Source organism: Streptococcus oralis, assembly GCF_001075875.1.
Classification (GTDB): Bacteria; Bacillota; Bacilli; order Lactobacillales; family Streptococcaceae; genus Streptococcus; species Streptococcus oralis_I.
This window is the reverse complement of record NZ_JUOS01000075.1, coordinates 15,435-29,391: the sequence shown is the minus strand read 5'-3', so window position 1 is coordinate 29,391 and position 13,957 is coordinate 15,435. Positions and strand designations below refer to the sequence as shown.

The window sequence follows — 13,957 nt, the reverse complement described above, 5'->3', positions numbered from 1 at the left end:
CACTGCTTTGAGGTTGTAGATAAGACTGACGAAGTCAGTCACATATATAATCCAAGGCGAAGCTGACGTGGTTTGAAGAGATTTTCGAAGAGTATCAGTCATTTTGAAGAGTAGAGGGGAGTTCTTTGACTCCTCTTACTTTTGTCAAAAATTGAAAAAAATGCTACAATAGAGTGAATAAAGAAACGAGGTATTATCATGTCTAAGATTCTAGTATTTGGTCACCAAAATCCAGATTCAGATGCTATTGGTTCATCTGTAGCCTTTGCCTATCTTGCAAAAGAGGCTTATGGATTGGATACAGAAGCGGTGGCTCTTGGAACTCCAAATGAAGAAACAGCTTTCGTATTGAACTATTTTGGTGTGGAAGCACCGCGCGTTATCACATCAGCTAAAGCAGAAGGTGCAGAACAAGTCATTTTGACTGACCACAATGAATTCCAACAATCAGTTTCAGATATTGCTGAAGTAGAAGTTTATGGTGTTGTGGACCACCACCGTGTGGCTAACTTTGAAACTGCAAGCCCACTATACATGCGTTTGGAACCAGTTGGATCAGCATCATCTATCGTTTACCGCATGTTCAAAGAGCATGGCGTAGCTGTTCCAAAAGAAATTGCAGGTTTGATGCTTTCAGGTTTGATTTCAGATACCCTTCTTTTGAAATCTCCAACAACACACCCATCTGATAAGGTGATTGCGCCTGAATTGGCTGAATTAGCTGGTGTGAACTTGGAAGAATACGGTCTTGCAATGCTCAAGGCTGGTACAAATTTGGCAAGCAAGTCAGCAGAAGAATTGATCGACATTGATGCAAAGACTTTTGAATTGAACGGTAACAACGTACGTGTTGCCCAAGTGAATACAGTTGATATTGCTGAAGTATTGGAACGCCAAGCTGAAATCGAAGCAGCCATCCAAGCCGCAAATGCAGCTAACGGATACTCTGACTTTGTCTTGATGATTACAGACATCGTCAACTCAAACTCTGAAATTCTTGCACTTGGTGCTAATATGGACAAAGTAGAAGCAGCTTTCAACTTCAAACTTGAAAACAACCATGCTTTCCTTCCAGGTGCTGTTTCACGTAAGAAACAAGTGGTACCACAATTGACAGAAAGCTTTAATGCATAATCATAGATGGGAAAGCCCATTGTTAAAAAGGAGTTTCGGCTCCTTTTTTGCTAGGAGAGAAGTATGTTAGAAAATGGCAATTTGATTTTTGTGAAAGATGATTCGGATATAGGACAGGCCATCCAGGAATCTACTGGTAACTACAGTCACGTGGCTATCTTTTTGGACGGACAGGTTTATCATGCAACGGTTGAAGGTGGTGTCATTGCACAATTACCTGAAGATTTCTTTGAAGACGGGAAAGTATATGACCTCTATAGCTATCCGAAAATCGATAGCAAAGAAGTCAAGAAGCTGGCAGAGAGCTTTTTAGGTTCTCCCTACAATGCTTCCTTTTATCCAGATAGAGATGGTTTCTATTGTTCCCAGTATATAGCAGAAATTATCCCTATTTTTGAGACTATTCCTATGAAGTTTGGGGATGGGGCGAAGGAGATTAGTGATTTCTGGAGAGAATATTATCGAGATTTGGGACTTCCTGTACCTCTGAATCAGCTTGGCACTAACCCGAGTCAATTAGCAGCATCACCACTTTTAGTTTGTAAAGAAAGGAATCTTCATGATTCAGATTTTTAATCCATCTCGTTTGACGCGACAACCATTCTTTAGAGATTTGGTAGACTATCTTGATCAGCATGATGATGTTATCCTCCGTGAAATCAAGGCTCAGTTTCCAGAGGTCGCAGTTGACAAGCTCTTGGAGGAGTACATTAAGGCGGGTTTGATTTTGAGAGAAAATAAACGCTATTATCTCAATCTTCCCTTTCTAGAATCTACAGAATCTCTTGAACTAGATCAAGAAGTCTTTGTGAGAGATGATAGCCCAATCTATCAAGAAATCCTGGAGAAAGATTTTCAGACCGAATTGCGAAATCAAACCAATGCAGCAATCTTAAAAGAATATACCGATTTTGCAAGAGAAAAGATGACACTGTCTAATTATTTTTATAAGGTCAAGCATCAGTATCCTTTGACGGAAGAACAGCAGGCGCTCTATGGAATTTTAGGAGATGTCAACCCTGAGTATGCCCTTAAGTATATGACTACTTTTTTGCTCAAGTTTCTTAAGAAAAATCAACTCATGCAGAAACGACGTGATATCTTTGTTGATAGTTTAGTCTTATTAGGTTACATCGTTCAAAATGAAGATGGAAAATATGAGTTGACTGTAGAATTTGATAAAGAAAGACTCATCTTTATAAAATAATAGAAGAAGACTAGGAAATTTCCTAGCCTTCTTTAAATTTACTATAGATAACGTTCAGCGATGGCTGCATCTCCAGGATAGTCTTCCTTCTTACCTTGGATAATTTGGTAGCAGTCAGCTCCTTTACCAGCGATAATCACAGCATCCAGCTCTTGACTTGTAATAGACATTGCAGCCTTAATGGCTTGCTCACGATCGACAATCTTTTCAACAGGATGGTTGATGTAGCTACTGATTTCATCTGCAATGGCCATCGGATCTTCGTAGTTTGGATCATCAGCTGTTAGAAAGACTTGGATTTCAGGATGTTGATTGAGGAGAAGTCCAAAGTCCTTACGACGGCTTTCTCCCTTGTTCCCTGTTGATCCCAGTACTAGAGCAATCTTTCCAGTCTGATGTGTTTCAACAACTGAGATTAGTTTTTTAAGACTGTCACCATTGTGGGCGTAGTCAATGAAAACTTTTGCGCCATTTTTCTGTGTGAGAACTTCCATGCGACCAGGAACACGAGTTGTAGCGATTCCTTTTTTAATGTCATCTAGACTAGCACCTAAACGAAGACAGGCAAGTCCTGCAGCAACAGCATTCTCTTGGTTGAAATGTCCAATCAGTTGGATGTCATAATCTCCTGCTAATTTACCAGTAGCTGAGAAGCTAAAGGCTTTGGAGTTTTCAATTTGGTTACTTGATTGGCTACCGTAGAAGTCGTGCTCTTGGTTCTCAACTTGCTCTTTTAAGACAGAGAAGTGGTCCATATCGCTATTAATGACAACTGCTCGGCTATTTTTCATCAAGAGACGCTTGTGATAAAAATAATCTTCAAAGGTCGGATGCTCAATAGGACCAATATGGTCTGGTGTGATGTTGAGAAAAACTCCCACGTCGAAAGTTAAACCATACACTCGATTTACCAGATAAGCTTGGCTGGATACTTCCATGATAAGGTGGGTTCTTCCATTATCAACTGCTTGAGCCATCATATCAAAGAGATCAATGCTTTCAGGAGTTGTTAGAGCAGATTTAAAGAAAGTCTTACCGTCCAAAGTCGTGTTCATGGTTGACAACATAGCTGGACGATGTTGTTGACTTAAGATGTTGTAGGCAAAGTAAGCCGCTGTTGTTTTTCCTTTAGTGCCAGTGAAAGCAAGGATTTTAAGTTTCTCCTGAGGGTTGCCATAAAATTCCATGGCAATCAAACTCATGGCCTTTTTGATATTGTTAACAACAATAACAGGAATACCAACTTCATAATCCTGTTCAGCCACGTACCAACCAAGCCCTTGTGAGATAGCTGAAAACAGATATTCTTTTTTAAAGGCAGCTCCTTTGGCAAAAAATAGAGTATTTTCTTTGGTTGTTCGGCTATCATAACTAATGCTATCAAAAATAACATCGCTGTAGTTATAGTGGTAATGTCCTTGGTCGATAATCTCACGGAAGAGACCATCCTTTTTTAAAATGTCTAATATAGTTTCAATCTTTATCATACTTTCTATTGTAAACCGAAAGTCTGAATTTTACAAGTAACAAGGAAAAGTTTATAATGGAAGATAAGGAACATTTCCGTTATTAAAATTGAATGAGGAAGTTATGTCTAACGAAAATAATCATCAGCAGGCCCAGATGTTACGCGGAACTGCCTGGCTAACGGCTAGTAACTTTATCAGTCGCCTGCTCGGGGCCATTTACATCATCCCTTGGTATATTTGGATGGGGACTTATGCCGCTAAGGCAAATGGACTTTTCACCATGGGCTACAATATCTACGCTTGGTTCTTGTTGATTTCGACAGCGGGTATTCCTGTGGCAGTCGCTAAGCAAGTTGCCAAGTATAACACCATGCAAGAAGAAGAGCATAGTTTTGCCCTGATTCGGAGTTTCCTGGGCTTTATGACTGGACTCGGTCTTGTCTTTGCTTTGGTTTTATATCTCTTTGCGCCTTGGTTGGCAGATCTTTCTGGTGTCGGTAAGGACTTAATTCCAATTATGCAAAGTCTAGCGTGGGCTGTCTTGATATTCCCATCTATGAGTGTTATCCGTGGCTTTTTCCAAGGAATGAATAATCTCAAGCCTTATGCTATGAGTCAAATTGCGGAGCAGGTTATCCGTGTTATTTGGATGCTCTTAGCAACCTTTATCATCATGAAACTTGGTTCAGGAGATTATCTGTCAGCAGTCACCCAGTCTACCTTTGCGGCCTTTGTGGGAATGGTAGCCAGCTTTGCTGTCTTACTTTATTTCCTTTTTAAAGAAGGGATGCTTCAAAAAGTTTTTGAAACGCGAGATAAGATTGATAGCAAACACCTGTTAATGGATACGATTAAGGAAGCTATTCCTTTTATCATAACAGGGTCAGCTATTCAGCTCTTCCAAATCTTGGACCAAATGACCTTCATCAATAGCATGAAGTGGTTTACCAACTACAGCAATGAAGACTTGGTTGTCATGTTTTCTTACTTCTCTGCCAATCCTAATAAAATCACCATGATTTTGATTTCGGTAGGAGTTTCGATTGGTAGCGTTGGGCTACCTCTCTTGACAGAGAACTATGTAAAGGGAGATTTACCAGCAGCTTCTCGTCTCATTCAAGATAGTATCACCATGCTTTTCCTATTCCTCTTACCTGCAACGGTTGGAGTAGTCATGGTAGGAGAACCCCTCTATACAGTCTTTTACGGTAAGCCAGATAGTTTGGCTATGGGCTTGTTTGTCTTTGCAGTCTTGCAGTCAACAATCCTAGGTTTGTACATGGTCTTATCACCAATGCTTCAAGCTATGTTCCGTAACCGCAAGGCAATCCTTTACTTTTTCTACGGTTCCATTGCCAAGCTCGTCTTACAAATACCATCAATAGCGATTTTCCATAGCTATGGTCCTCTCATTTCAACGACCATCGGTCTTATCATTCCAATTGTTTTAATGTATCGCGAGATCTGTCAGATTACAGGAGTTCATCGAAAAATTATCCTCAAACGAACCATCCTAGTGATCATTTTAACTCTTGTCATGTTTATCCTGGTAGGCTTCTTACAATGGATTCTTGGATTAGTCTTCCAACCAACTGGACGTTTCTGGAGCTTTATCTATGTCGCCCTAATCGGAACAATCGGTGGTGGTCTCTACGGATTCATGAGTCTCTATACTCGTCTCTTAGATAAGGTTATTGGACAGGCTCAAGCAGATCGTCTACGAGCACGATTAAAATTATCATAATACTTTATAAATAAAATGAATAATTTGAACTTTTCTATCCGAAAAAGTTTAAATTGTTCATTTTTTTGTTTAAAAAATAGGATAAAATATAAAATTAGTAGAAAAAAATCTATAATTTGGTAAAAAATAGATAAAATTGCTTGACTAAAAAAAACAATAGCTGTATAATGATACAAATATTTAAATTTGGAGGTTCTGGAAATGAAAAAGTCTAAGGCAAAATATCTGACGCTGGCAGGCCTTGCCCTAAGTGCCGGTCTACTATTGGCGGCTTGTAGCAACTCAGCTAGTTCAACTAAAACATACAACTATGTCTATTCTAGCGATCCGTCTAGTTTGAACTATCTTGCAGAAAACCGTGCAACAACCAATGACATCGTTACCAATTTGGTAGATGGGTTGATGGAAAATGACCAATACGGTAACTACGTTCCATCCTTGGCAGAAGATTGGACTGTTTCTCAGGACGGTTTGACATACACTTATAAACTTCGTAAAGATGCTAAGTGGTATACCTCTGAAGGTGAAGAATATGCTCCAGTAACTGCCCAAGATTTTGTAACTGGTTTGAAATATGCTGCTGATAAAAAATCCGAAGCTTTGTACCTGGTTCAAGATTCTGTAGCAGGTTTGGATGACTATATCAACGGGAAAACAACTGACTTTTCAACTGTCGGTGTTAAGGCGATTGACGACCAAACAGTTCAGTACACTTTGACACGACCAGAATCTTATTGGAATTCTAAAACAACATCAACCATTCTCTTCCCTGTCAATGCAGACTTCCTGAAATCAAAAGGGGATGATTTTGGTAAGGTAGAACCTTCTAGCATTTTGTACAATGGACCTTTCTTAATGAAATCTTTTGTTTCAAAATCTGTTATCGAATTCAAGAAAAATCCCAACTACTGGGATGAAAAAAATGTCTTTGTGGATGATGTGAAATTGGCCTATTATGATGGTAGTGACCAAGATGCACTAGCACGTAACTTTGTAGAAGGAGTCTATAGCTACGCGCGTCTCTATCCAAATAGCTCAAGCTTTGAAGGAATTAAAGAGAAGAACAAGGATAACATCATCTATAGTATGCAAAATGCAACTTCTTATTACTTGAACTTCAACTTGGACAGAAAATCTTATAACTTCACGTCTAAGTCCTCAGATATCGAAAAGAAATCAACCCAAGAAGCAGTTCTGAATAAAAACTTCCGTCAAGCCTTCAACTATGCATACAACCGTACAGCCTATGGAGCACAATCTCAAGGGGAGGACGGAGCAACGAAGATTATTCGTAACCTAGTTGTACCTCCAACATTTGTAAGTATCAACGGAAAAGACTTTGGCGATGTTGTTTCAGAAAAGATGGTCAACTATGGCCAAGAATGGCAAGGAATCAACTTTGCAGATGCACAAGACCCATACTACAATCCTGATAAAGCTAAGGCTAAATTTGCGGAAGCCAAGAAAGAATTGGAAGCTAAGGGTGTGCAATTCCCAATCCACTTGGATGTATCAGTTGACCAATCAGCTAAAAAAGGTGTACTTGAAGCAAGCTCTTTGAAACAATCCATCGAATCTGTTCTAGGAGCTGAGAATGTGGTTATCGATATTCAACAATTATCAACAGACGACTTCGATAATTCTAGCTACCTAGCTCAAACTGCAGCTCAAAAAGACTTTGATATCTATAATGGCGGTTGGAGTGCGGACTACTTGGATCCATCAAGCTATCTAGATATCCTAAATGTCAATAACGGTGGTATGTTGCAAAACATTGGTCTAGAACCAGGTGAGGTCAATGACAAGGCTAAGGCAGTTGGTCTGGATACTTACACTCAAATGCTAGAAGAAGCGAACAAGGAGCAAGAACCAGCAAAACGTTATGAAAAATATGCTGAAGTTCAAGCTTGGCTCGTTGATAGCGCTCTTGCTATTCCAAACGTTTCTCAAGGTGGAACACCGACCTTGAGAAAGACAGTTCCATTCTCATCGCCATTCTCACAAGCAGGAAATAAGGGTGTCGAATCATACAAATATCTCAAGTTGCAAGATAAGACTGTAACGGCTGTTGAGTATGAAAAAGCTAAAGAAAAATGGCTAAAAGAAAAAGAAGAATCTAACAAAAAAGCCCAAGAAGATCTTGCTAAACACGTTAAATAATGATTTTTAACCAAAAAACGATAACTCTAGAAAAGGTTATCGTTTTTTATATAGTTTGAAACTATAACTAGCTCTTGAAAACAAGAAAACGAAGGATACAAAATAAGTGGTACAATAGTTACTATAGATTTGGAGGTATTGTATGAGTAAATCATTTCACATCAACACAATTTTAGCACAAGCAGGGATCAAATCTGATGAGGCAACAGGTGCTTTGGTTACACCAATTCACTTTTCAACGACTTATCAGCACCCAGAATTTGGTCAATCAACTGGATTTGACTATACCCGCACCAAAAACCCAACTCGTAGCAAGGCAGAGGAAGTTTTGGCAGCAATTGAATCAGCCCACTATGCTCTAGCAACTAGTTCAGGTATGTCTGCGATTGTGTTGGCCTTTAGTGTCTTCCCAGTAGGAAGCAAGGTTTTGGCTGTCCGTGACCTTTACGGTGGTTCTTTCCGTTGGTTCAATCAAGTGGAGCAGGAAGGACGTTTCCACTTTACCTATGCCAACACAGAAGAAGAGCTAATTGCCGAGCTAGAAAAGGATGTGGATGTACTTTATATCGAAACACCAACCAACCCTTTGATGTTGGAATTTGATATTGAAAAATTGTCAACATTAGCTCATGCAAAAGGTGCTAAAGTTGTCGTGGATAATACCTTCTACAGTCCAATCTATCAACGTCCAATTGAAGACGGGGCAGATATCGTCCTTCATTCAGCAACAAAATACCTTGCAGGTCATAATGATGTTCTAGCTGGTGTGGTTGTGACAGATAGTGCGGATTTATACGAAAAACTCTTTTACAATCTCAACACAACAGGGGCTGTTTTGTCACCATTTGATAGTTATCAATTGATTCGTGGTCTTAAAACCTTGTCACTTCGTATGGAGCGCTCAACAGCTAATGCTCAAGAAATCGTAGCCTTTTTGGAACAATCACCTGCTGTCAAAGAAGTTTTGTATACAGGTCGTGGGGGAATGATTTCATTTAAAGTAGCAGATGAGAAGCGTATCCCTCATATCTTAAATACTTTGAAAGTATTTTCTTTTGCTGAAAGTTTAGGTGGGGTAGAAAGTCTGATTACATACCCAACTACTCAAACCCATGCTGACATTCCTGCAGAGGTTCGCCATTCTTATGGATTGACAGATGACCTCTTGCGCTTGTCTATTGGTATTGAGGATGCGAGAGATTTGATTGAAGACTTGCGTCAAGCCTTGGAAGGATAAAACTATGGGAAAATATGATTTTACGACCTTGCCCAATCGTTTTGGACATCATACCTATAAGTGGAAAGAAGCAGAGACTGACCGAGAAGTATTACCAGCCTGGATTGCTGATATGGACTTTGAAGTGTTACCTGAGATTCGTCAGACTGTCCATGACTATGCGGAGCAATTAGTTTATGGCTATACCTATGCTAGTGATGGATTGATTGAAGCCGTTCAAAACTGGGAGGAAAAACACCATGGTTATCGCTTTGATAAGGATGCCCTAGTCTTCATCGAAGGAGTAGTACCTGCCATTTCAACAGCTATTCAAGCCTTTACCAGGGAAGGCCAAGCAGTACTCATTAACACTCCAGTATATCCTCCTTTTGCTCGCAGTATTAAGCTCAATAATCGTAGACTAATCACCAACTCTCTAGTAGAAAAAGACGGACTTTTTGAGATTGACTTTGATCAATTAGAGAAAGACTTTGTTGAAGAGGATGTAAAACTTTACGTTCTTTGCAATCCTCATAATCCTGGTGGACGTGTTTGGGAAAAAGAAGTCTTAGAGAAGATTGGACAACTTTGTCAAAAACATGGAGTTTTGCTAGTATCTGATGAGATTCACCAAGATTTAGCCTTGTTTGGAAATAAACACCAGTCATTCAATACGGTAAATGAAGATTTTAAAGAATTTTCACTGATTTTAAGCAGTGCTACCAAGACCTTCAACATTGCTGGAACAAAGAATTCCTATGCTATCATCGAGAATCCTAAGTTAAGACTTGCTTTTCAAAAGCGCCAGCTGGCTAATAATCAACATGAAATCTCAGGTTTGGGATATTTGGCAACAGAAGCAGCCTATCGCTCTGGTGAAGATTGGTTAACAGAACTCAAAGAACTGATTGAGAAACACATCAATTATGTCGTCGATGTGTTTGGAAAAGAAACGAAAATCAAGGTCATGAAACCTCAAGGGACCTATCTCATTTGGCTTGATTTTTCAGCCTACGATATTAGTGATGAAGAATTAAGAAGCCTTTTAAGAGACGAAGCCAAGGTTATCCTGAACAGAGGCTTGGACTTTGGCGAAGAAGGAGCCCTCCATACTCGCTTAAATGTAGCCATGCCGACATCTGTCTTGGAAGAAGTTTGCCAGCGAATCATTGCTACTTTCGCTAAAATTTAAGAAGCTAGCCTTTTAGGAGAAAAGTACTCCTAGAAGGCTATTTTCGTAAGAAGAAATGTGGTATAATTAAGAGATAAAGTAAAGGGGAAAATATGGCTAAATTGATTCCAGGGAAGCTTCGAATGGAGGGAGCTCAACTCTACGAAACTAGTCAGATTGAAATTATCAAAGAGAAAGACCATCGCCTCTATGCGCGTGTAGCAGATGAAGAAATTCGCTATAGCCTGGATGATGATTTGGTTTTTTGTGCTTGTGATTTTTTCCAAAAAAGAGGGTTTTGTGTGCATTTGGCAGCACTAGAGCATTACCTGAAAAATGATCCGATTGGTCAGGAACTCTTGGGAAATCTGGAAAATGTGCACGAACAGAAAGAAGAAGTTGAAACTCAGGTTACTTTTGGAGGAAAGTTTTTAGAATCCATTCAAATTCCTAGTCTTTCTGAAATCTATCAGTTGTCTGCTCAGGGGCAGATTGAAGCAGGGACTAATCGCATTATTTGGACTTTGAGAGTCGGTCTTATCCAGACGCAGAAATTTTATGTAATTCGAGATATCCCCCTTTTTCTGAAGGTGTTAGAAACTAGTAAACCCTATATGATTGGAAAGTTATATGAAACTTCCTTGAATATTCGTCAGTTTGATGAAAGTAGCCAATTTGTTCTGAATTTCCTTCAAGGAATTGTAGAAGATGAGGTTGAAAATGCCCTCTTTTTCCAAAATCAAGGTCGTCATCTCTATTTCCCGCTGTCTTTTTTTGAGCAGGGTGTTAGTCTGCTGATGGGCTTAGATGCATTCCAATTTGACCATCAGATTTCAAGCTACCCTCATCTTGTATTTCAAGATTTTGATGGTCAAGCAGGCTTATTTACCTTTCAAATTGAAGAAAAATCCAACTATTATGAGATGGAAATTGTTCAACAGGTAGGGCTTAATTCGTTTTATAAGGGACAAGTCTTGTTTACTAAAGGTACATTCTATCTTCTGTCCAAGGAGCAAGCTAGCCTTTTAGAAAAATTAAAAAAAGTCCCTATTGATAAAGGTGGTAGAAAGATTTTACAATTTGATACTAGTGATCGAGATCTTTTAGCTTCGACCTTGTCGCAGTTTAAAGACATAGGAGAGGTAAAAGCTCCTGATGCGCTTCAAATTCAGTCTTTCCGTCCTTCTTTCTACATGGAAGGAGAAGAGGACGGTTCTATCCGTTTGGATATGCAGTTTCAGTATGAAACTTGCTTAGTAACAAATCGCAATGAACTGGAGAGTCTTCCATTTGCTAGTGATATTCAACTGGAGAAGCAAGTCTTTCAGTTGGCTCTATCTGCTGGATTTGAAGCAGATTTTCGTTCATGGCGTCAAAGTTTGAAAGCTGATGCAGTTCATACCTTCTTTCAGGAGGTTTTACCAGCTTTTGAAGCGCTTGGAGAATTAAAGATTTCTGAGAGCTTGCAAGATCTCTATCAGGTTCAGGAGCCTCAAGTACACATCTCATCCAAGGGAAGCCTATTAGAAATTCAATTTGATTTTCAAAATATAGATCAAGAAGAAATCGATCGAGCGATGAAAGCGCTAGTTGAGAAGCAGGATTATTACATCAGCTCTTCGAATCAGGTTTACTATTTCGATGATCAGACCAAGCGTATCCGTCAGGATTTAGAAGAATTAGGGATAGAGGACCTACAAGATGGAGCTTTTCGAGCTCGTAAATCCCTAGCTTATACCCTATCTCATCTATTTAAGGATCAGGATCAAATTTCTTTCACCGAAGAATTTCGCAATCTGGCCCATGATTTGACGCATCCAGAAGATTTTCCGATGAAAGAGCTGAATATCCAAGCAGAACTTAGAGACTATCAGAAAAAGGGAATTCAGTGGCTTCAGATGCTTCACCATTATGGCTTTGGTGGGATTTTAGCAGATGATATGGGACTTGGGAAGACCTTGCAAACCATCGCCTTTTTAAGTAGTCATGTTCAAGCAGATACTAGTGTCCTAATCCTTGCTCCGTCTGGCTTAATCTATAACTGGACTGATGAATTTCAAAAGTTTGCTCCAGATTTGGATGTCGTGGTCGTGCATGGCTTAAAATCTCATCGAGAGTCAATTTTGGCAGAAAATCATCAGATTTATGTGACAAGCTATGCTACTTTCCGTCAAGATAGTGAGATTTATCGAGACCTATCTTTTGATTTTCTTTTTCTAGATGAAGCTCAAGTCATGAAAAATGCACAAACGAAGATTGCTCAAAGTTTGCGACGATTTGTGGTTCCATCTGTCTTTGCACTATCAGGAACACCGATTGAAAACCATCTGGGAGAACTCTGGTCGATTTTTCAGATTGTCTTACCAGGCCTCTTACCTGCTAAGAAGGAGTTTATGAAACTATCAACTGAAAGAGTGGCTCAATTTATCAAACCCTTTGTCATGAGACGCAAGAAAGAAGAGGTTTTGACAGAGTTGCCTGACTTGATTGAAGTCGTCTATAAGAATGAACTGGAGGATCAACAAAAAGCTATCTATCTTGCTCAGCTGCAACAGATGCAGGAGCGTCTGGGACAGGTAAGCGATTCGGAATTTCAACGAAATCGCGTCGAAATTTTGACTGGTCTCATGCGTTTGCGTCAGATTTGTGATACACCTGCGCTCTTTATGGAGGACTACCAAGGAGAGAGCGGGAAGCTGGATAGTTTACGAGATTTGCTGGTTCAGATTGCTGAAGGTGGACACCGTGTACTTATCTTCTCACAATTTAGAGGTATGTTGGATCGGATTGAGCAAGAGCTACCTGACTTAGGCTTGACTTCCTTTAAAATTACGGGCTCAACTCCTTCTCAAGAACGTCAGGAAATGACCAAGGCTTTTAACCAAGGAGAGCGCGATGTATTCTTGATTTCTCTAAAAGCTGGTGGGGTTGGACTCAATCTAACTGGTGCGGATACAGTCATTTTAGTAGACTTATGGTGGAATCCTGCAGTTGAATCTCAGGCTATCGGTCGAGCCCATCGTATGGGGCAAGAGCAGGCTGTCGAAGTTTATCGCCTTGTGACTCGAGGTACAATTGAAGAAAAGATTCAAGAATTACAAGAGAAAAAGAAAAATCTTGTTTCTGAAATCTTGGATGGAACAGAGTCTCGTGGCAGTCTGAGTCTAGCTGAAATACGAGAAATTTTAGGGATTTCATGAGCCTATACTTGAAAAATCAAGACATTACGCTATAATGGAGTATTGAAAGGAAATAAATATGACACAAAAACGATTTCCAATAGTGGCAGATGATGAAGTCATGTTGACAGAAATGCCAGTTATGAATCTCTACGATGAGTCTGATTTCATCAGTAATATCAAAGGTGATTATCAAGATAAAAACTACTTAGAATGGTCTCCAATCACTGAAGAAAAAAAGCAAGAAAAAGCCAAGCCTCTTGTAAAACCGATTGAGAAAAAAGAAAAATCCTATGCTGAATTAGCGCGTGAAGAAGCTCGCGCGGATTTGAAAAAGAAGCGCTCGGCTCGATATTTGACTCAGGATGTGAGTCATACGAGACGTCAAACGAAAACAAGCCAGGTGCGTCCAGCAAATCAACCGACAGCACCTTTTCAAAAAGAAAATCCAGGAGAATTTGCGAAATATAGTCAGAAGTTAGGTCAATCTCACTATATTTTGGCAGAAACAGTTTCTCAAGTGGAACATCCAATTTCAGACGGTGAAACAAGTCGTTCCAAGAAAAACAATTATGACTTTTTAAAGAAAAGTCAAATTTATAACAAAAAAAGTAAACAAAAAGAACAAGAACGTCAAGTGGCCCAAGAGCTTAACTTGACTAGAATGAGCGAATAGA

At 39.6% G+C, this 13,957-nt stretch carries 10 protein-coding genes; 9 read left to right on the top strand and 1 reads right to left on the bottom strand.

Annotation, left to right across the window (positions count from 1 at the left end; genetic code table 11):
- Positions 1-198 precede the first annotated feature (198 nt).
- The 3 genes from ADM33_RS04650 (at position 199) to ADM33_RS04640 (ending at position 2,341) form a co-directional block, all read left to right on the top strand.
- Complete coding sequence (locus ADM33_RS04650) at positions 199-1,134, top strand: manganese-dependent inorganic pyrophosphatase (RefSeq protein ID WP_009731484.1); 936 nt, start codon at positions 199-201, stop codon at positions 1,132-1,134.
- A gap of 63 nt (positions 1,135-1,197) precedes the next feature.
- Positions 1,198-1,710, top strand: coding sequence for a YiiX/YebB-like N1pC/P60 family cysteine hydrolase (locus tag ADM33_RS04645; protein WP_049503380.1), 513 nt, complete (start codon positions 1,198-1,200; stop codon positions 1,708-1,710).
- Positions 1,694-2,341, top strand: a complete 648-nt coding sequence (locus ADM33_RS04640; RefSeq protein ID WP_049503379.1) for a DUF1803 domain-containing protein — start codon at positions 1,694-1,696, stop codon at positions 2,339-2,341. The genes ADM33_RS04645 and ADM33_RS04640 overlap by 17 nt, the downstream gene beginning before the upstream one ends.
- A 41-nt stretch (positions 2,342-2,382) precedes the next feature.
- Here the strand turns inward: ADM33_RS04640 and ADM33_RS04635 are convergent, their stop codons facing one another.
- Complete coding sequence (locus tag ADM33_RS04635; RefSeq protein ID WP_049503378.1) at positions 2,383-3,828, bottom strand: UDP-N-acetylmuramoyl-L-alanyl-D-glutamate--L-lysine ligase; 1,446 nt, start codon at positions 3,826-3,828, stop codon at positions 2,383-2,385.
- Between the two features lie 103 nt (positions 3,829-3,931).
- On the opposite strand from ADM33_RS04635, the gene ADM33_RS04630 reads away from it, so the two are divergent.
- The 6 genes from ADM33_RS04630 to ADM33_RS04605 all read left to right on the top strand — a co-directional run bounded on the left by ADM33_RS04630 (position 3,932) and on the right by ADM33_RS04605 (position 13,956).
- Positions 3,932-5,554, top strand: coding sequence for a putative polysaccharide biosynthesis protein (locus tag ADM33_RS04630; RefSeq protein ID WP_049503377.1), 1,623 nt, complete (start codon positions 3,932-3,934; stop codon positions 5,552-5,554).
- A gap of 201 nt (positions 5,555-5,755) precedes the next feature.
- A complete protein-coding gene (locus ADM33_RS04625) occupies positions 5,756-7,714 on the top strand; it encodes a peptide ABC transporter substrate-binding protein (protein ID WP_049503376.1) in 1,959 nt (652 codons plus the stop codon).
- Between the two features lie 142 nt (positions 7,715-7,856).
- Positions 7,857-8,951, top strand: a complete 1,095-nt coding sequence (locus ADM33_RS04620) for a cystathionine gamma-synthase (protein WP_049503375.1) — start codon at positions 7,857-7,859, stop codon at positions 8,949-8,951.
- 4 nt (positions 8,952-8,955) lie between these two features.
- Positions 8,956-10,122, top strand: a complete 1,167-nt coding sequence (locus ADM33_RS04615) for a MalY/PatB family protein (RefSeq protein WP_049503374.1) — start codon at positions 8,956-8,958, stop codon at positions 10,120-10,122.
- A gap of 92 nt (positions 10,123-10,214) precedes the next feature.
- Entirely contained in the window at positions 10,215-13,301 is a 3,087-nt protein-coding gene (locus tag ADM33_RS04610) for a DEAD/DEAH box helicase (protein ID WP_049503373.1), read from the top strand.
- 58 nt (positions 13,302-13,359) lie between these two features.
- Positions 13,360-13,956, top strand: a complete 597-nt coding sequence (locus tag ADM33_RS04605; RefSeq protein WP_049503372.1) for a hypothetical protein — start codon at positions 13,360-13,362, stop codon at positions 13,954-13,956.
- Position 13,957: the final 1 nt, after the last annotated feature.

Excerpts from the sequence above, each read along its gene's own strand:
- ADM33_RS04650 (WP_009731484.1), top strand. The coding sequence starts at position 199 with ATGTCTAAGATTCTAGTATTTGGTCACCAAAATCCAGATTCAGATGCT.
- ADM33_RS04645 (WP_049503380.1), top strand. The coding sequence starts at position 1,198 with ATGTTAGAAAATGGCAATTTGATTTTTGTGAAAGATGATTCGGATATA.
- ADM33_RS04640 (WP_049503379.1), top strand. The coding sequence starts at position 1,694 with ATGATTCAGATTTTTAATCCATCTCGTTTGACGCGACAACCATTCTTT.
- ADM33_RS04635 (WP_049503378.1), bottom strand. The coding sequence starts at position 3,828 with ATGATAAAGATTGAAACTATATTAGACATTTTAAAAAAGGATGGTCTC.
- ADM33_RS04630 (WP_049503377.1), top strand. The coding sequence starts at position 3,932 with ATGTCTAACGAAAATAATCATCAGCAGGCCCAGATGTTACGCGGAACT.
- ADM33_RS04625 (WP_049503376.1), top strand. The coding sequence starts at position 5,756 with ATGAAAAAGTCTAAGGCAAAATATCTGACGCTGGCAGGCCTTGCCCTA.
- ADM33_RS04620 (WP_049503375.1), top strand. The coding sequence starts at position 7,857 with ATGAGTAAATCATTTCACATCAACACAATTTTAGCACAAGCAGGGATC.
- ADM33_RS04615 (WP_049503374.1), top strand. The coding sequence starts at position 8,956 with ATGGGAAAATATGATTTTACGACCTTGCCCAATCGTTTTGGACATCAT.
- ADM33_RS04610 (WP_049503373.1), top strand. The coding sequence starts at position 10,215 with ATGGCTAAATTGATTCCAGGGAAGCTTCGAATGGAGGGAGCTCAACTC.
- ADM33_RS04605 (WP_049503372.1), top strand. The coding sequence starts at position 13,360 with ATGACACAAAAACGATTTCCAATAGTGGCAGATGATGAAGTCATGTTG.